We start from the raw sequence: 17,706 nt of genomic DNA on the forward strand, positions 1-17,706 counted from the left end.
GCGCACCGCGCACGTCGGTTGTCGAATGATCGCACCTCCCGCCGCGCGCAGCAAAGATTTTGCCGCACGGCATCGCCCACTCTTTTGCCATCGCCGCCATGAACGCCGTCACTGCCTCGCCTTCCCACGACACGCCGCGCATCGTCGACCTGCAAGCCATTCCGGTCGCGGGCCACGACAGCATGCTGCTCAACCTGAGCGGCGCGCACGGCCCGTTCTTCACCCGCAACCTCGTGATCCTGAAGGACAGCGCGGGCCGGACCGGCGTCGGCGAGGTGCCGGGCGGCGAAAGCATCCGCCGCACGCTGGAGGACGCGCGCGCGCTCGTCGTCGGTCAGCCGGTCGGCAACTACCATGCGGTGCTCAACGACGTGCGGCGCACCTTCGCCGACCGTGACGCGAGCGGCCGCGGCCTGCAGACCTTCGACCTGCGCACCACGATCCACGCGGTCACCGCGCTCGAAGCCGCGCTGCTCGACCTGCTCGGCCAGCATCTCGGTGTGCCCGTGGCTGCCCTCCTCGGCGAAGGGCAGCAGCGCGAGCGCGTCGAGATGCTCGGCTATCTGTTCTACATCGGCGATCGCACGCAAACTGCGCTGCCCTATCGCGACGGCCGCGGCGCGACCGACGACTGGACCCGCGTGCGCGACGAAGCCGCGCTGACGCCCGAGGCGGTCGTGCGCCTCGCCGAAGCCGCGCATGCGCGCTATGGGTTCAACGACTTCAAGCTGAAGGGCGGCGTGTTCGAAGGCGCGCGCGAGGTCGACGCCGTGACGGCGCTTGCCGAGCGCTTCCCCGAAGCGCGCGTGACGCTCGATCCGAACGGCGCGTGGTCGCTCGACGAGGCCGTGCGGCTGTGCCGCGACCTGCATCACGTGCTCGCGTATGCGGAAGATCCGTGCGGCGCGGAGAACGGTTATTCGGGCCGCGAGGTGATGGCCGAATTCCGCCGCTCGACCGGGCTGCCGACGGCCACCAACATGATCGCGACCGACTGGCGCCAGATGGGCCACGCGGTGCAGTTGCAGGCGGTCGACATCCCGCTCGCCGATCCGCACTTCTGGACGATGCAGGGCTCGGTGCGCGTCGCGCAGATGTGCCGCGACTGGGGCCTCACGTGGGGCTCGCATTCGAACAACCACTTCGACGTATCGCTCGCGATGTTCACGCACGTCGCGGCCGCCGCGCCCGGCCAGGTCACCGCGATCGACACGCACTGGATCTGGCAGGACGGCGAACGGCTGACGCGCGAGCCGCTGAAGATCGAGAACGGGCTCGTGGAAGTGCCGAAGCGTCCGGGCCTCGGCATCGACATCGACATGGAGGCGGTCGCGGTCGCGCACGAACTGTACAAGCAGCACGGGCTCGGCGCGCGCGACGACGCGGCCGCGATGCAGTATCTGATTCCGGGGTGGACGTTCAACAACAAGCGCCCCTGCCTCGTGCGCTGAGCGCGGGACGAAACGGGCGGCGGGTCCGCCCGGTCGACATGCGTAGCCGGCCGGGCCTAGCCGGCCAGACCTAGCCGGCCGCACCTACCCGGCCAGACCTAGCCGGCCGCCCCAATCCCCCGCGCCATCCCCGACGCGGCGAGCACGATCACCATCACGAGCACGGCCTGCCAGTGGCCGATCCGCACATAGCTCCGTGCGCGGCCCAGATCCGGCATCTGCTGCTGCCGCGCGGCGATGCGCCAGCGGATCAGCCCGAGCATCGGCACGATCTCGAGCAGCAGGATCAGCACGAGCGCGGTCATCTTGAGGTGAAAGAGCGGCTCATGAAGGTAGTACGCCGAGCCCTTCTCGAAGCCGCCGAATGCGCGCGTGAGCCCGGTCGCGATCAGGACCAGCGCGGACAATCCCCAGGCCGCGTCGGCCTTGAACACGCCGGGCAGGTCAGCGGCCTGCGCCGACGCGATGACCCGGCGCAGCGCACGGTTGCGTCCCGCGATCGCGGCGAACGCGACGCCGAATGCCATCAGGTGAACGGCTGCCAGCAACCAGCGGACGATCATTGCGCCTCCTTGTCGCCCGCGCGCCGCGCAGGCCTTGTCAGACGATCTGTTTGAGCGCCGCGTCGAGCGCGAGCACCGCGACGCGGTCGCCCTCGGTCGCGAGCGGCGCGCGCATCACGATCTGCCGGTTATGGCCGACGGCCGCCGGCGAATCCCACAGCAGTTCCACCTTCGGCCGCCGGAACAGGCTGCCGCGACGCGGCGGCATGACGGCCGGCTGCGCACCCTGCTCGCCCGCGGCGGGCGCGACCCGGCCGGGCCAGCGCACCGACAGTTCGCGCGCGTCGTACTGACCGACCTTGCGGCTCTCCATCCAGACGATCGCGGTACGCGTGAGCGTATCGAGCGAGATCGCGTAGCGGCCGACCGCGAAGCGGCGCGCGGCCACGTTGGTGCGCCACAGCGGCCGCGGGCGGCACATCCAGACGATCGCCGCATACAGCGCCGGCGCGGCGACGAGCCAGCCGTTGGTCGCCGTCACCGCGTGCAGCGCGCGGCGCCAGCCGGCCGCCCACGCGAACGCGCCGATCGACCACACGGCGAACAGGAAACCGATCAGCGCGAACACGCGCAGCGCCTGGCGCAGCCACTGCGGCAGCGGATGGAACGGCCGCTCGGCGCGCGCGACGGCGCCCGGCAGCGCGAGCAGCAGGAAGATCAGGACGAGATAGACGAACGCCCAGGGCGACGACACCATCGCCGACAGCGACGCGCGATAGCCCATCTGGGACATCGAGAACAGCCAGCGCGCGAGCAGCACGAGACCGATCGCGCGCAACGCGAAGATCACGCCGGCGCCGGGGGCCGGCGCTGCGCGCGTGGTTTTCGTTCTCGCCAAGACTGCTCTCCTCTCGATGTTCGTGCGGGGCCGGATTTCACGGCACGGCCATTATAGGGACATTACCGTCTGGACAGACGGCCGGATGGCGTGCCGGACCGCTTCCGGGGCCGTTCGTGGCGCCGGGCGCGGCGAGAATACAACAGATCCGCGCCGCAGATGTGACAACGCCCCGCCGGAAACCCGGACGGGGCGTCGATGACGGGGCCTCAGCCGCGGTGCGGCCGCCGGCCCGGCATCAGCCTGCGTTGACTTCGCGCAGCACCGTGCGGTGCTTCTGGCGCAGCAGTTCCTCGTAGCCCTTCACGTAGTTCTGCGCCATCACCTTCGACGAGAAGCGTGCTTCGAACGCGGCGCGCACCTTCTCGCGCGGCAGCGTATCGAGGCGCTTGAGCGCCGCGACGGCCGACAGTTCGTCTTCGACGACGAAGCCCGACACGCCGTTCTCGATCACTTCCGGCACCGAGCCGCGCTTGAACGCGATCACCGGCGTGCCGCACGCCATCGCCTCGATCATCACCAGGCCGAACGGCTCCGGCCAGTCGATCGGGAACAGCAGCGCGTGCGCGTTGCCCAGGAATTCGGTCTTTTCCGACTCGCTGATTTCGCCGATGTACTCGACGTGCGGCAGCGCGAACAGCGGCTTGATCTTCTCTTCGTAGTACGCGCGGTCAGCCTTGTCGAGCTTCGCGGCGATCTTGATCGGCAGGCCGGCCTGCTCGGCGATGCGGATCGCGGTGTCGACGCGCTTTTCCGGCGAGATGCGGCCGAGGAACGCGAGGTAGCTCGGCTTCACGTTCGGGATCGGCGTCAGCAGGTTTTCCGGCAGGCCGTGGTACACGGTCGACAGCCAGTTCGCCTGCGGAAGCGGGATGCGCTGGTTGTCGGAGATCGACACGACCGGCACGTCGCTGAACGCATTGAAGATCGGCTGCAGTTCCGGCAGGTCGAGACGGCCGTGCATCGTCGTCAGATGCGGGACCGGCTGGCGCGAGAACAGCGAGAACGGGTAGTAGTCGATGTGGCAGTGCAGGACGTCGAACTCTTCCGCGCGACGGCGCACCTGCTCGAGGAGCAGCATGTGCGGAGCCATCACGTCGCGGATCGTCGGGTCGAGGCGCAGTGCCTGCGGCCAGCACGCTTCGAGCTTTGCCGACGTTTGCGAATCGCCGCTCGCGAAGAGCGTGACGTCATGCCCCATCTCGACGAGTGCTTCGGTCAGGTAGGACACCACTCGCTCGGTCCCACCGTACAGTTTCGGGGGCACCGCTTCGTGCAACGGAGCGATTTGGGCGATTCGCATGCGTAACTCCTAAAAAATCGGCTAAAAACCAGGTATGGGTCGGCAACCTGCCGGCGGTCCGGGCTGGATGCATGTCATCCGAAAAATCGGACGAATCAGCCTGCCGGGGGCGTCGAACCCGCGCTGCTCAAGGAGCGTCGGCGACGCGACAGGCATAGAACGTTTGAAACGAAGACCCGTTGACAGGGGTTCGTAAAAAACCTGGAATCGAACCCGGAGCCGATTATCTAGGGTTAATCCCGATACGGCGCACAACATTTCAAACTCTTTGCTTTGTTACAAAGGCGCAACACTTTGCAACCCGCGGACTTGGGTGTCCGTTCTAGAGTGGAAGGCTCTTTTTGGCGTTCCGAGTCATCCGCCACGGCCGGCATCGTGATTCCGGTGCACGCGGCAGGACGGATGCCGGATTTTATCTCAAAATTGATCGCGCGCCCCTGACCAAGGCAAGATTCGCGCAGCGCAATGCACGGCCTTGTTTACAATGCCGGATTATTCAGTCCGGGCGGCCGTGGGCTGCGATCCTGACGATCCGCTCAACCACCGAATCACCGCACGCATATTTTGGAATCTCTCACCCCTGCCCAGCGCAACGCCCACAACGCGAAGCTGTCGAGCTACGCGCATCGGCCGATCGCGTTCCTGTTCCGCTACATCCGCCTGCATCCGGTCGCGCACCTGGTCGTGCTCTGCAGCGTGCTGGCCGCCGTCGGCTGCGCGCTCGGCTCGCAATACGCGATCAAGCACCTGATCGACGTGCTCGCGACCGGGCGCCATCATCCGGGCCCGCTGTGGAGCGCGTTCGCGCTGCTCGTCGGCCTGATCGCGGCCGACAACCTGCTGTGGCGCGTCGGCGGCTGGGCCGCCGCGCACACGTTCGTCGCGGTCACCGGCGACCTGCGGCGCGACCTGTTCCAGTACCTGATCGGCCATTCTCCGACCTACTACTCGGAAAAGCAGCCGGGCACGCTCGCGAGCCGCATCACCGCCACGTCGAACGCCGTCTATACGTCGGAGAACACGATGGCGTGGAACGTGCTGCCGCCGTGCATCGCGGTGATGGGCGCGATCCTGATGATCATCGTCGTGAACCCGCTGATGGCCGCCGGCCTGCTCGGCTGTTCGGCCGTGCTCTCCGTCGTGCTGTTCAAGCTCGCCGGGCGCGGCTCCGCGCGCCATCACGCGTTCGCGTCGAAGGCCGCCGCGGTCGACGGCGAGCTCGTCGACGTGATCGGCAACATGGGCCTCGTGCGCGCATTCGGGATGACGCTGCGCGAACAGAAGCGCTTCGGCGCGACGGTGAAGGCCGAGATGGACGCGCGCCAGCAAAGCCTGTTCTACCTCGAGAAGCTGCGCCTGCTGCACGCGGTGATCACCGCGATGCTGTCCGCCGGCCTGCTCGGCTGGGCGCTGTGGCTGTGGGACCAGGGCCGCGCGACCTCCGGCGACATCGTGCTCGTCAGCTCGCTCGGCTTCACGATCCTGCACGGCACACGCGACCTCGCCGTCGCGCTCGTCGACGTCACGCAGCACGTGGCACGCCTGTCCGAAGCCGTGAAGACGCTGCTCGAGCCGCACGGGATGCCGGACCGCTCCGACGCGCAGCCGCTGTCGGCCACGGGCGGCCGCGTCGATTTCGAACGCGTGACGTTCGCGTATCCGCACCGCCGCGCGATCCTCGACCACTTCGATCTCCATATCGAGCCGGGCCAGCGCGTCGGCCTGATCGGCAAGTCGGGCGCCGGCAAGTCGACCGTGCTCGCGCTGCTGCAGCGCTTCTACGACACGCAGGACGGCGCCGTGATGGTCGACGGCCAGGACGTGAAGGCGATCACGCAGGACAGCCTGCGCCATGCGATCGCGCTCGTGCCGCAGGACATCTCGCTGCTGCACCGGACCATCTACGACAACATCGCGTACGGCCGCCCCGACGCGACCCGCGAGGAAGTGCTCGCCGCCGCGCGCGACGCCCGCTGCTCGGAGTTCATCGAGGCGATGCCGGAAGGCTATGACACGATCGTCGGCGACCGCGGCGTGAAACTGTCGGGCGGCCAGCGCCAGCGCATCGCGATCGCGCGCGCGATCCTGAAGGACGCGCCGATCCTGCTGCTCGACGAAGCGACCTCCGCACTCGACAGCGCATCCGAGGAAGCGATCCAGAGCGCGCTCGACCGCCTGATGGTCGGCCGCACGGTGATCGCGATCGCGCACCGGCTGTCGACGCTGCGCAACTTCGACCGGATCATCGTGATGAGCAACGGCAAGGTGATCGACGACGGCAGCCCCGACGTGCTGCGCAATCGTCCGGGCCTGTACCGCGACCTGCTCGCGAAGCAGCACGGCCGCCATCACGCCCCCGACGGCACCGCGCCGACCGGCGAACGCGTGGCCTGACGCCGCGCAGGCAGCATCCCGTCCTGGCAGCCGATAAAAAAACCGCCGTGCGCGAAGCACGGCGGCTTTTTTTCACGGCATCGCGCGACCGTCGCCGCGCTGCACGCGGATTACACGCGCTGCAGGTCGCGCAGGAAGTTGTCGCGCCACACCGACACGTTGTTCTCGCGCAGCTGCGCGATCATGTCCGCATAACGCGCGCGCCGCTCCGCGAGCGGCATCGTCAGCGCCTGCGACAGCGCATCGGCCATCCCGTCGATGTCGATCGGATTGACGATCAGCGCGCCCGTCAGCTCGCGCGCGGCGCCCGCGAAGCGCGACAACACCAGCACGCCCGGATCGTCCGGATTCTGCGCGGACACGTACTCCTTCGCGACCAGGTTCATCCCGTCGCGCAGCGGCGTCACGAAGCCCACGCGTGCGAGGCGATACAGTGCGGCCAGCACCTGCCGATCGTACTGCCGGTGAATGTAGAGGATCGGCGCCCAGTCGAGCTCCGCATAGCGGCCGTTGATGCGCCCCGACTCCGCTTCGAGCTGCAGGCGGATGTCCTGGTACGCGCGCAGGTCGGCGCGCGTCGACGGCGCGATCTGCAGGAACGACACGCGGTTGCGGATCGAGGTCTGGTGCTCCAGCAGCTTCTCGAACGCGCGGAACCGCTCGACGAGACCCTTCGAATAATCGAGCCGGTCGACGCTCATGATCAGTTGGCGCCCGCGCAGCGACGTGGCCATGCGCGCGGCCTTGCCGTGCTCGCCCGCCTGCGCGAGCGACGCGATCTCGTCCGGATACACGCCGATCGGATAGGCGGCCGCGCGCAGCGTGTTGCCGAACGCGCTCACGCGCACCGTGTGCCCTTCGCGCGCCACTTCGCCGCCGGCCTCGAACTCGATGTAGTCGCAGAACGCGCGCAGGTCCGGCTCGGTCTGGAAGCCGAGCAGATCGAACGCGCACAGCGACTCGACGAGCTCGCGATGCGGCGGCACGTTGACGAGCACCTGCGCGGCCGGAAACGGAATGTGCAGGAAAAAGCCGATGCGGTTCTTCACGCCGGCCGCACGCAGCGCACGCGCGAACGGGATCAGGTGATAGTCGTGCACCCAGATCACGTCGTCGTGCTGCAGCAGCGGCACGAGCTGCTGCGCGAGCCAGACGTTCACGCGGCCGTAGCCGTCGAACTCGTGGCGGTCGTACTGGATCAGGTCCGCGCGGTAATGGAACGCAGGCCACAGCGTCGCGTTCGAGAAACCGCGGTAGTACTGGTCGTAATCGCGGCGCGACAGCCCGACGGTCGCGAACGTCACGGGCCCGCGCTCCTCGATGCGGATCTGCGGCGCACCGGACGCGACCACCTCGCCACTCCAGCCGAACCACATGCCGCCCGTCTCCTTCAGCGCATCGTAGACGCCGATCGCGAGACCGCCCGCCGCCGGCTCGCCTTCCGAAATCGGGGCGACGCGGTTCGAAACGATGATGAGTCGACTCATGCGCCCTGCTGCTCCGCGCCGAGCCAGCGGGCGATCTGCGCGTGCAGCGCGTCGACCGAGTCGAGCCGCGTGCGGGCCGACGTCTCGCCCGCGCCGACCTTGATCGACAGGCCGCCGCGCGCGTTGACCACCGCGAAGCCCTTCTCGTCGGTCAGGTCGTCGCCCGCGAACAGCGGCACGCGGCCCGCGAACGGCGGCTCGTCGAGGAACGCGGCCAGCGCGCGCCCCTTGTCGACGCCCTTCGGCTTGATCTCGAACACCATCTTGCCGGGCTGCAGCACGTACGCATCCGCGTATTCGGCGACGAGGCGCTCGGCCGCTGCGCGCGCAACCGGCTCACGCTCGGGCGCGTTGCGGTAGTGCAGCGCGACGGCCGCGCCCTTGATTTCGAGCAGCATGCCCGGATGACGGTCGACGACGGCCGCGAGCTCGCGCTCGATGCGCAGCAGCCGTTCGTCGTTGAAGCCGATGCGCTGCGTGTCGCCGTTCGCGTCGCGCCGCTCGGCGCCGTGCAGGCCGGCGATCGGCAGGTCCGGCATGTTCAGGAACGTGTCGAGGTTGTCGATGCCGCGCCCCGACACGACGGCGAGCGCACCGTGCGAACGGCGCCGCAGTTCATCGAGCAGCGTCAGCAGCGACGGCGGCACGTGAATGCTGTCGGGCGTCGGCGCCAGCTCGACGAGCGTGCCGTCGAAGTCGAAAAAGAACGCGGTATCGGTCAGGGACAGGGAAGCCGGAACGGATTGCATCGATTCGATGGTCTGAGAGCGGCCTGCCAACGCGGGGCCGCCGCTGCGAGAATGGAATTGTGCGCATCTTACCGCGCCTGCGTACCGAGATGGGCGAAACCGGTGCGGGGCTTGCCTCGCGCCGCCGCCCGCGTCAACTGCGACATATTGCCCCGCTCGCCCGTGCCGTACGGGTTTCGAAAGGACGCGGGCGCGGGAATTGCGCTACAGTCGGCAACCGCCGGCCGCGCGACGCATGGCGCCGCGCCGGCCGACGACCGTTCCGTCCGATCGAGCCCCAGGATGTCGTCTGCCCGTCCCGCGCCGCACTGGCGCTTCCTCAGCCTGACCCGCCTCGTCCGCACGGCCGCGGCGCTGACCGCCGCCGTCGCGCTCGCGGCCTGCACACACGACGAGCCGGGCTGGCGCCTGACCAACGTCACGGGCCACCTGCCCGACCTGTCATTCACGCTCACCGGCAGCGACGGCCGCCCGGTCGACGCGAACGCGTTTCGCGGCCGCATCGCGCTCGTCTACTTCGGCTACACGCACTGTCCGGACGTCTGCCCCGAAACGATGGCGCGGCTGATGGAAGTGCTCGCGAAGCTCGGCCCGCAGGCGAACGGCGTGCGCATCCTGTTCGTCTCGGTCGATCCCGCGCGCGACACGCCGCAGGCGATGCAGTCGTACGTCGCCGCGTTCGATGCCGCGCACGCGCGCGGCCTGACCGGCACCGACGGCCAGATCGAATCGCTCGCGAAACGCTATCGGGTCGCGTACCAGATGGAAAAACGCGACCCGTCCGGCGGCTACGAAGTCACGCACAGCTCGGCCGTGTACATCTTCGACGCGACCGGCCGCGCGCGCCTGCTCGCGACCGACCGCGATTCGCCCGACGCGATCGCCGCCGATGTACGCCGGATCATCGACACTGCCTCCACCACCTCCTGAATTCCGAACTCCGACATCTCCGACATGAAGACGACCCTCAAGACGTTCGCCCTCCTCGCCGCGCTGTGCACCGCTGCGCAAGCCTGTGCCGCGGGCGCGATCACCGCGCAGAATGCATGGGTGCGCTGGCTGCCGAACCGGCTGCCCGCGGGCGGCTACGTGACGCTCGTCAACACGGGCGACAAGCCGGTCGATCTCGTCGACGTCGACAGCCCCGACTACGGGATGGCGATGCTGCACCAGACCGTGTCGAACGGCTCGACGCAGAAGATGGAAATGGTCGACAAGCTGACGATCCCCGCGCGCGGCAAGGTCGACATCGCGCCGGGCAGCTATCACTTCATGCTCGAGGAACCGAAGCACGCGATCAAGCCCGGCGACACCGTGCGCCTGCGCCTGAAGTTCTCCGACGGCGAAACGGTCGACGCGCCGTTCGCCGTGAAGTCGCCGGCCCAGGCGAAGTGATGCGCGCGCGATGAACGTCCTGTACTGGCTCGATCCGTGGGAACCGTCGCCGACCGTGGTCATCGCGGTGCTGACGGCCGCCGTGCTGTTCGCGCGCGGCGTGAAGAAGGCGAAGGTGTCGCCGCTGCGGCAGTTCTCGTTCTGGCTCGGGCTGACGGCGCTCTACATCGCGCTGCATACGCGGCTCGACTACTTCTTCGAGCACGAATTCTTCCTGCACCGCGCGCAGCACCTGGTGCTGCATCACCTCGGGCCGTTCTTCATCGCACTGGCCTACCCGGGCGCCGCGATCCGCGCGGGTATCCCGTTTCGCTGGCGGCAGCGCTTCGTGCGCCCCGCGCTCGCGTGGGCACCCGTGCGCGCGACGCTCGACGTGGTGTTCCATCCGGTCGTCGCGGTCGTGCTGTTCGTCGGGCTGATCTATTTCTGGCTGCTGTCGCCGATCCACTTCGTCGCGATGCTCGACTGGCGCCTGTATCGCATGATGAACTGGAGCATGGTGATCGACGGGCTGCTGTTCTGGTGGCTGGTCGTCGATCCGCGTCCCGCACCGCCCGCGCGGCTGTCGCCGGGCCGCCGGATCCTGATCGTCGTCGCGGCGATTCCGCCGCAGATCGCGCTCGGCGCGCTGATCTTCTTCACGCCGCACGAGCTGTATCCGATCTACTCGATCTGCGGACGCGCGTTCACGTGGCTCAGCCCGCTGCGCGACCAGCAGATCGGCGGCCTGCTGCTGTGGATTCCGGGTTCGATGATGAGCGTGATCGGCGCGCTGATCGCGCTGCGGCACTGGTTGCGGTTGTCCGCGCGCGGCCGCTTGATCGAGGAGCGGGCTGCCGCCCTGCACGCGGCACGCCCGCCGGTGACGCGCGCCGCCCACTGACGGCGCGCCGCGCGTCAGCCGCGCGCGCTGGTCATCCACACGTGCGGGATGCCGTCCTCGTCGTGCACGTCCGAACTCGGCGTGAAGCCGAATGCCCCATAGAAGCGCTGCAGGTGCGCCTGCGCATGCAGGCTCACCTGCGCATCCGGCCACTGCGCGCGGATGTGTCCGAGCGCGCGAGAGAGCAGCGCGTTACCGAGGCCCGCGCCGCGAAACGCAGCGGTCGTCAGCACGCGGCCGATGCGCACGTCAGGGTGCTGCGCATCCGGCAGCAGCACGCGCAGGTAACCGGCGAGACGGCCCGCGGGATCGTATGCGGCCAGGTGCCACGCAGCCTCGTCCGCACCGTCGATGTCGCGATAGACGCAGTTCTGCTCGACGACGAACACGGCGCTGCGCGCGTCGAGGATCGAATAGACTTCGCGCGCCGTCAGCGCGTCGAAGAATTTCCAGTGCCAGTCGAGATCGTCGGCATGCAGGGGTGCGGCGGCTGCGGAAGCATTCATGGTCGGTCCTGATTCGGGCGCGCCGGCCGGCGCGCGGCAACCGTCGATTATGCCTCGAAGCGCACGCGGCACGCGTGCCGCCCTTCCCCGCGTGAAAAAAAGGCCCCGCATTGCGCGGGGCCTGTCCGTCATGCCGGCATCTGGCCGAAGCGGCCGTTATTGAAATCGTCGATCGCGGCCCGGATTTCCTCTTGCGAGTTCATCACGAACGGCCCGTAACCGACGACCGGCTCATCGATCGGCTCGCCGCTCAGGATCAGCAGCTTGGCATCGCCGTTCGCTTCGATCTCGACGTCGCGGCCGTCGCGGCTCAGCTGCACGAACTGCGCTTCGCGGGCGACCGTCTCGCCGTTCACCAGCAGCGTACCGCTCAGCACGACCACCGCGAGCGTGCGCCCTTCGGCGATCGGGAACCGCGCAAGGCCGCCGCCGGCGAGCCGCACGTCCCACACGTCGATCGGCGTGTGCGTGCGGGCCGGGCCGCGCCGGCCGTCGAATTCGCCCGCGATGATCCGCGCGCGACCTGCGCCGTCCGGCAGTTCGACCACCGGGATGTCCGCGTCCAGAATCGTCTGATAGCCGGGCGCACCCATCTTGTCGGCGGCGGGCAGGTTCACCCACAGCTGCACCATCTCGAGCGGGCCGCCCCGCTTCGTGAACGCTTCCGAGTGGAATTCCTCGTGCAGGATCCCGCTCGCGGCCGTCATCCACTGCACGTCGCCCGGGCCGATCACGCCGCCCGCACCGGTCGAGTCGCGGTGAGCGACTTCGCCGTCATAGACGATCGTCACCGTTTCGAAGCCGCGGTGCGGGTGCTGCCCCACCCCGCGCGGTGCCGAAGCCGGCTCGAAGTTCGCGGGACCCGCGTAGTCGAGCAGCAGGAACGGGCTCAGGTGCGTCCCGTGAGACTGGTAGCTGAACATCGAACGCACCGGGAAACCGTCGCCGACCCAATGACCGCGCGGCGCACTGTACACACCCTGGATCTTCTTCATTTGCCTTCTCCGAATTGCGGCGAAACACGTGTTTCGCAACCTGAGTAGGAATATAGAGGTGGAACGATCGATCCGGTAGACTGCCAAAATCGCACTCAGCGTTCTATTTCATGAACGATCACGAACGGGATCTGAACGATCTGTATTACTTCGTACAGGTGGTCGAGCACGGCGGCTTCGCGCCGGCCGGACGCGCGCTGAACATGCCGAAGTCGAAGCTGAGCCGCCGCATCGCGCTGCTCGAGGCGCGGCTCGGGATGCGGCTGATCCAGCGTTCGACGCGCCGTTTCACCGTCACCGACGTCGGCCAGACCTACTACGCGCATTGTCGCGCGATGCTCGTCGAGGCCGACGCCGCCGACGAGGCGATCGCGCTGCTGCACGAGGAGCCGCGCGGCATCGTGCGGGTCAGTTGCCCGGTCGTGCTGCTCGATTCGCTGGTCGGCACGATGATCGCCGCGTTCATGGTCGCGTGCCCGCGCGTCGAGATTCACCTGGAAGCGACCAACCGGCGCGTCGACGTGGTCGGCGAAGGGATCGACGTCGCGATTCGCGTGCGCCCGCCGCCGCTCGAGGACAGCGATCTCGCGCTGCGCGTGCTGGCCGAGCGCGGCCAGTGCCTCGTCGCGAGCCCCGCGTTGCTGCGCGAGCGCGGCGTGCCGGCCGTCCCCGCCGACCTGACCCGCCTGCCGAGCCTAGATCACGGCGTGCCGCAGGCCACGCACGTGTGGCGGCTGCGCGGCCCCGACGGCGCGCAGGCGGAAATCCATCACCAGCCGCGGCTCGTCACGAGCGGCATGCTCGCGCTGCGCGCGGCCGCCGTCGCGGGGGTCGGCGTCGTGCAGTTGCCGACGATGATGGTGCGCGACGAAGTCGCGCGCGGCGAACTGGCGACCGTGCTGCCGGACTGGGCGCCGCGCCGCGAGATCGTGCATGCGGTGTTCGCGTCGCGGCGCGGGCTGCTGCCCGCGGTGCGCGCGCTGCTCGATTTCCTGGCCGAGCGGTTCGCCGAACTCGAGCCCGATTGAGCGGCATCGCCACGGCGGTCACCCCGCGTTCGGCGTTCAGCGTGTGCATCATGAACCGGACGCTGCAGACCAGCCGCGCGTGCCGTAGACTGCGGGACGCGCACCGCGCTTTTCACGACCCGTTTCACAACCCCGCTGTTCACAACCTCTTTTCGCCTTTCAGCCATGTTCACGCTGTCCACCGACCCTCACGCCTCCAAGGCCGAACTCTATGCGACGCTCGTCGAGCAGGCACGCGCGCTCGTCGAATCGGAACGCGACCTGACCGCGAACGCCGCGAACTTCTCCGCGCTCGTCTATCACTCGCTCGACCGCCTGAACTGGGCCGGCTTCTACTTCTTCGACGGTTCGGAACTCGTGGTCGGGCCGTTCCAGGGCAAGCCCGCGTGCGTGCGGATCGCGCTCGGCAAGGGCGTGTGCGGCACGGCTGCGCAGACCCGCGAGACACAGGTCGTGCGCGACGTGCATGCATTCCCCGGCCATATCGCCTGCGATGCCGCGTCGGAATCGGAAATCGTCGTGCCGCTGGTCGCTGCCGACGGCACGCTGATCGGTGTGTGGGACGTCGACAGCCCCGTCGCCGCGCGTTTCGACGACGAGGACCGCAACGGAATGGAAGCGCTGTGCCGCGTGTTCGTCGAACACGCGTGGCAGAAGGCGCGCGGTCGAGCCGCGTGACGCTGCCGGCGGCGGCTGCGGAGGCCGCAGCCTGCTGATCGCGCCGCTTGGCCGCCAACGAAAACGGGCCCCGCTCATTCACGCGGGGCCCGTTTTCGTTGCGTCGCGGCCCGCCGCGCGTCAGGCCGCGTGCGTGCCGGAAAGCGCCGCGAACGCCGGCGGCTTCACGTCGTCCGACAGGATCTCGAAGCCCTGCTCCGTCACGACGACCATGTGCTCCCACTGCGCGGACAGCGAATGATCCTTCGTGACGACCGTCCAGCCGTCCGCCAGCACGCGCGTATCGCGCTTGCCCGCATTCAGCATCGGCTCGATCGTAAAGATCATCCCCGGCCGCAGCGGCACGCCGGTGCCCGGGCGACCATAGTGCAGCACCTGCGGCTCGTCGTGGTACACGTCGCCGATCCCGTGCCCGCAGTACTCGCGGACCACGCTGAATCCCTCACGATGCGCGACCTGCTGGATCGCATAGCCGACGTCGCCGAGCGTCGCGCCGGGACGAACCGCACGGATGCCCGCATGCATCGCCTCATAGGTCGTCGCGACGAGGCGCCGCGCGAGTTCGCCCGGCTCGCCGACGAAGTACATGCGGCTCGTGTCGCCGAACCAGCCGTCCTTGATCACCGCGATGTCGAGATTCACGATGTCGCCGTCGCGCATCGGCCGCGACGACGGAATGCCGTGACAGACCACGTGATTGACCGACGTGCACAGGGTTTTCGGATAGCCGTGATAGCCGATGTTCGCCGGGATCGCGCCGAGCACGTCGACGATATATTCGCGGCAGCGCACGTCGAGCTCGTCGGTGGTGACGCCCGGTTTCACGTGTTCGGTGATCATCGTCAGCACCTGGGACGCGAGCTTCGCGGCCTCGCGCGACTTGGCGATTTCCGCGGCACCGCGGATCGGGATTTCGCGCCTCGCCATTACGCCACCTGCTCGATGCCGTGGGCGACGACCGATTCCGTGCCGCCGGCATCGCCGCCGCGCGCTTCGGTCTCGATCAGCAGCCGGCAGATATCGCCGTAGGACAGAGACGGATTGAGTTCCGCCAGCATCCCGACGCGCAGCCAGTGCTCCGCCTGCGCATTGATCGAACGGCTCAGCGCGGTACTGGTCGAGCGCAGCCGTTCGTGCATGTGCTCGGATATCTTGATGATTCCCATATGTCTCTAATTAAACGAAATATAGTCGTTTCGTATATTACGCTCACCTCGGTCGCCGGGCAAGCGCCGGGCTGCCGGTGAATCGCCGATCCGGGACCCCGTTGACATCGAATTCCAACTTGCTGGAAAATAAATCCATCATGCAAGAATCAACCGACGCCCCTGGCAACGACACCGGCATCAACGAACGCATCGCCCGGCGCGTGCGCGAGCTGCGCACGCTACGAGGCTACACGCTCGATGCGCTCGCCGCGCGTTCCGGCGTCAGCCGTTCGATGATCTCGCTCATCGAGCGCGCGTCGGCGAGCCCGACGGCCGTCGTGCTCGACAAGCTCGCGGCCGGTCTCGGCGTGTCGCTGGCCGGGCTGTTCGGCGGCGATCGCGACGACGCGCCCGCGCAACCGCTGGTGCGGCGCGCGCAGCAGGCGGAATGGCGCGATCCGGCGTCCGGTTACGTGCGGCGCAATCTGTCGCCGCCCGGCTGGCCGTCGCCGATCCAGCTCGTCGAGGTCGATTTCCCGCCCGGCGCGCGCGTCGCGTACGACTCCGGCGGGCGCGAAAGCGCGCTGCATCAACAAATATGGGTCGTCCACGGGCGCGTCGACGTCACGTGCGGCGACCAGCTTCACGAACTTCACGAAGGCGACTGTCTGGCCATGCGCGTCGATCAGCCGCTGATTTTCAGCAATCCGTCGTCGCACGTCGCGCGCTATGTCGTCGCGATCTGCGATGTCCCCGCCGCCGCCGGCGCGCGGAGTGTTTCATCCGTTCAAGGCCGACAGGCGCAGGAGCCCGCATGAATTCCCCGAAACCGCGCGAAGACGTGCGCCTGATCGATTGCAGCGAGGCCGAGCATGCCGCGGCCATCCTCGACATCCTGAACGACGCGATCGTGAATTCGACCGCGCTGTACGACTACCGGCCGCGCCCGCCGGAAGCGATGGTCACGTGGTTCGCGACGAAGCGCGCCGGCGGTTTTCCGGTCGTCGGCGCGGTGGATGAATCGGGCATGCTGGTCGGCTTCGCGAGCTGGGGCACGTTCCGCGCGTTCCCCGCGTTCAAGTACACGGTCGAACACAGCGTGTACGTCCACCGCGACCATCGCGGCCGCGGGCTCGGCGAGCTGCTGCTGCGCGAGTTGATCCGGCGGGCGCGTGAAGCCGAAGTGCATGTGCTGGTCGGCTGCATCGACGCGACCAACGGCGGCAGCGTCGCGCTGCACACGCGCCTCGGCTTCGTGCACTCGGGCACGATCACCGAAGCCGGCTTCAAGTTCGGCCGCTGGCTCGATGCGGCGTTCTATCAGCTGAGGCTCGACACGCCGGCTCGGCCGGTCGATGGCTGATCGGCATCGCAGAATGGTCGGTGCGCTCGTGATGACGCGGGCGAGCGGCACCGCGGTCCGGAAAACGGCACGACACCCCGGCGGATCTCGAATCGGAAATTCGCAAACAGGTTTTTTGACGAACCGGCCGACGGCAACAATCCGAATCGCAGGACGATCACGCTGCCGATCCTGAACAGCAAGGGCCACCATCTGCTCGCGATATACGACTACGACGGCAAGAGCACGTCGAAGTGCGAGCGGGTGACGCTGACGTATCCGGCGGAGTAGCCGCGCGGATGAAGTGCGGATCGAACGCTGAAAAAAGAAAAGCCCCGCCGAAGCGGGGCTTTTCTTTTCTTGCTGGAGGCGCGAGCCGGAGTCGAACCGGCCTAAACGGCTTTGCAGGCCGCTGCATAACCGCTTTGCTATCGCGCCAAAAGCGGACTGTCCGGATGCCATGAAGGCAAGCGACAGATTCTTTTATTCGAGGACCGTCGATCCATCAAATAAAAAGGGAAGCGTGGCTTCCCCATGACTTGGAGCGGGAGACGAGTCTCGAACTCGCGACCTCAACCTTGGCAAGGTTGCGCTCTACCAACTGAGCTACTCCCGCATTGTCCTGCACCTGCAGCGCTTTGCCTTACAACACGCTGCCAGAAAAATCTGGAGCGGGAGACGAGTCTCGAACTCGCGACCTCAACCTTGGCAAGGTTGCGCTCTACCAACTGAGCTACTCCCGCATGTGTCCTGCATCTGCAGCGCTTTGCCGTACAACACGCTGCCAGAAAAAATCTGGAGCGGGAGACGAGTCTCGAACTCGCGACCTCAACCTTGGCAAGGTTGCGCTCTACCAACTGAGCTACTCCCGCGTATTGCTGCGCTACTTCTACTGCTTCCCCGTCACACACTTACTTCGTCGTGCAGCGGAGAAGCGAGATTATGT

General features: G+C 67.8%; 18 protein-coding genes and 4 tRNA genes. 9 read left to right on the forward strand and 13 right to left on the reverse strand.

All coding sequences use genetic code 11. The features are described from left to right. The first annotated feature begins 98 nt into the window (after positions 1–98). Positions 99–1,451, forward strand: coding sequence for a glucarate dehydratase (gene gudD / locus NQV17_RS00215; protein WP_044844739.1), 1,353 nt, complete (start codon positions 99–101; stop codon positions 1,449–1,451). Positions 1,452–1,549: 98 nt separating this feature from the next. Here the strand turns inward: gudD and NQV17_RS00220 are convergent, their stop codons facing one another. The 3 genes from NQV17_RS00220 to NQV17_RS00230 all read right to left on the reverse strand — a co-directional run bounded on the left by NQV17_RS00220 (position 1,550) and on the right by NQV17_RS00230 (position 4,155). Then, positions 1,550–2,014 carry a DUF2214 family protein gene (locus tag NQV17_RS00220; RefSeq protein ID WP_257767732.1) on the reverse strand — a complete coding sequence of 155 codons (465 nt, stop codon included), beginning with the start codon at positions 2,012–2,014 and terminating at the stop codon, positions 1,550–1,552. A 37-nt stretch (positions 2,015–2,051) separates the two neighbouring features. Further along, positions 2,052–2,852 (reverse strand): hypothetical protein, encoded by an 801-nt coding sequence (locus tag NQV17_RS00225; protein WP_257767734.1) that lies wholly within the window; start codon positions 2,850–2,852, stop codon positions 2,052–2,054. Positions 2,853–3,090: 238 nt separating this feature from the next. Beyond that, on the reverse strand, positions 3,091–4,155 hold the full coding sequence (locus NQV17_RS00230; protein WP_059599136.1) for a glycosyltransferase family 4 protein: 1,065 nt from the start codon (positions 4,153–4,155) through the stop codon (positions 3,091–3,093). Between the two features lie 564 nt (positions 4,156–4,719). Here NQV17_RS00230 and NQV17_RS00235 point away from each other — a divergent pair. Continuing rightward, positions 4,720–6,549 (forward strand): ABC transporter ATP-binding protein, encoded by a 1,830-nt coding sequence (locus NQV17_RS00235; RefSeq protein WP_257767739.1) that lies wholly within the window; start codon positions 4,720–4,722, stop codon positions 6,547–6,549. A gap of 110 nt (positions 6,550–6,659) precedes the next feature. Here NQV17_RS00235 and otsA read toward each other — a convergent pair whose 3' ends face one another. Further along, complete coding sequence (otsA, locus tag NQV17_RS00240; RefSeq protein ID WP_257767741.1) at positions 6,660–8,036, reverse strand: alpha,alpha-trehalose-phosphate synthase (UDP-forming); 1,377 nt, start codon at positions 8,034–8,036, stop codon at positions 6,660–6,662. After that, positions 8,033–8,785, reverse strand: a complete 753-nt coding sequence (otsB, locus tag NQV17_RS00245) for a trehalose-phosphatase (protein WP_257767752.1) — start codon at positions 8,783–8,785, stop codon at positions 8,033–8,035. Before otsB ends, otsA begins: the two co-directional genes overlap by 4 nt. A 282-nt stretch (positions 8,786–9,067) precedes the next feature. Between otsB and NQV17_RS00250 the strand changes: the two genes are divergently transcribed. Genes NQV17_RS00250 through NQV17_RS00260 form a run of 3 tightly spaced genes read left to right on the forward strand, consistent with a single transcriptional unit; the run spans position 9,068 to position 11,063 of the window. Continuing rightward, the gene (locus tag NQV17_RS00250; protein ID WP_257767754.1) at positions 9,068–9,715 is read left to right on the forward strand and encodes an SCO family protein; all 648 of its coding nucleotides are present in this window, start codon (positions 9,068–9,070) and stop codon (positions 9,713–9,715) included. 24 nt (positions 9,716–9,739) lie between these two features. Beyond that, positions 9,740–10,180: a copper chaperone PCu(A)C gene (locus tag NQV17_RS00255; RefSeq protein WP_257767756.1), complete on the forward strand. Its 441-nt coding sequence runs from the start codon at positions 9,740–9,742 to the stop codon at positions 10,178–10,180. A gap of 10 nt (positions 10,181–10,190) precedes the next feature. Beyond that, complete coding sequence (locus NQV17_RS00260; RefSeq protein WP_257767758.1) at positions 10,191–11,063, forward strand: cytochrome c oxidase assembly protein; 873 nt, start codon at positions 10,191–10,193, stop codon at positions 11,061–11,063. 14 nt (positions 11,064–11,077) lie between these two features. Here NQV17_RS00260 and NQV17_RS00265 read toward each other — a convergent pair whose 3' ends face one another. Together NQV17_RS00265 and NQV17_RS00270 are read right to left on the reverse strand one after the other, a co-directional pair. Beyond that, a complete protein-coding gene (locus NQV17_RS00265; protein WP_257767760.1) occupies positions 11,078–11,569 on the reverse strand; it encodes a GNAT family N-acetyltransferase in 492 nt (163 codons plus the stop codon). 128 nt (positions 11,570–11,697) lie between these two features. Beyond that, the gene (locus tag NQV17_RS00270; RefSeq protein ID WP_257767762.1) at positions 11,698–12,564 is read right to left on the reverse strand and encodes a pirin family protein; all 867 of its coding nucleotides are present in this window, start codon (positions 12,562–12,564) and stop codon (positions 11,698–11,700) included. Positions 12,565–12,674: 110 nt separating this feature from the next. Between NQV17_RS00270 and NQV17_RS00275 the strand changes: the two genes are divergently transcribed. Beyond that, entirely contained in the window at positions 12,675–13,592 is a 918-nt protein-coding gene (locus tag NQV17_RS00275) for a LysR family transcriptional regulator (RefSeq protein ID WP_257767764.1), read from the forward strand. A 165-nt stretch (positions 13,593–13,757) separates the two neighbouring features. Then, a complete protein-coding gene (locus tag NQV17_RS00280; RefSeq protein ID WP_124487423.1) occupies positions 13,758–14,270 on the forward strand; it encodes a GAF domain-containing protein in 513 nt (170 codons plus the stop codon). 120 nt (positions 14,271–14,390) lie between these two features. On the opposite strand, the gene map is transcribed toward NQV17_RS00280, so the two are convergent. Together map and NQV17_RS00290 are read right to left on the reverse strand one after the other, a co-directional pair. Continuing rightward, a complete protein-coding gene (map, locus tag NQV17_RS00285; protein WP_044844753.1) occupies positions 14,391–15,197 on the reverse strand; it encodes a type I methionyl aminopeptidase in 807 nt (268 codons plus the stop codon). Then, positions 15,197–15,436: a ParD-like family protein gene (locus NQV17_RS00290; RefSeq protein ID WP_044844754.1), complete on the reverse strand. Its 240-nt coding sequence runs from the start codon at positions 15,434–15,436 to the stop codon at positions 15,197–15,199. The genes map and NQV17_RS00290 overlap by 1 nt, the downstream gene beginning before the upstream one ends. A gap of 140 nt (positions 15,437–15,576) precedes the next feature. Between NQV17_RS00290 and NQV17_RS00295 the strand changes: the two genes are divergently transcribed. Further along, positions 15,577–16,236, forward strand: coding sequence for a helix-turn-helix domain-containing protein (locus NQV17_RS00295; protein WP_257767770.1), 660 nt, complete (start codon positions 15,577–15,579; stop codon positions 16,234–16,236). Beyond that, positions 16,233–16,781: a GNAT family N-acetyltransferase gene (locus NQV17_RS00300; RefSeq protein ID WP_257767772.1), complete on the forward strand. Its 549-nt coding sequence runs from the start codon at positions 16,233–16,235 to the stop codon at positions 16,779–16,781. The genes NQV17_RS00295 and NQV17_RS00300 overlap by 4 nt, the downstream gene beginning before the upstream one ends. Before the next feature lie 343 nt (positions 16,782–17,124). Here NQV17_RS00300 and NQV17_RS00305 read toward each other — a convergent pair. The 4 genes from NQV17_RS00305 to NQV17_RS00320 all read right to left on the reverse strand — a co-directional run bounded on the left by NQV17_RS00305 (position 17,125) and on the right by NQV17_RS00320 (position 17,632). Beyond that, positions 17,125–17,198: transfer RNA gene (locus NQV17_RS00305), tRNA-Cys, on the reverse strand. A 102-nt stretch (positions 17,199–17,300) separates the two neighbouring features. Then, positions 17,301–17,376: transfer RNA gene (locus NQV17_RS00310), tRNA-Gly, on the reverse strand. Positions 17,377–17,427: 51 nt separating this feature from the next. Continuing rightward, positions 17,428–17,503: transfer RNA gene (locus tag NQV17_RS00315), tRNA-Gly, on the reverse strand. Positions 17,504–17,556: 53 nt separating this feature from the next. After that, positions 17,557–17,632 (reverse strand) — tRNA-Gly (locus NQV17_RS00320). Positions 17,633–17,706: the final 74 nt, after the last annotated feature.

Origin of the sequence: Burkholderia sp. SCN-KJ (assembly GCF_024656005.1) — a bacterium.
Taxonomy (GTDB): domain Bacteria; phylum Pseudomonadota; class Gammaproteobacteria; order Burkholderiales; family Burkholderiaceae; genus Burkholderia.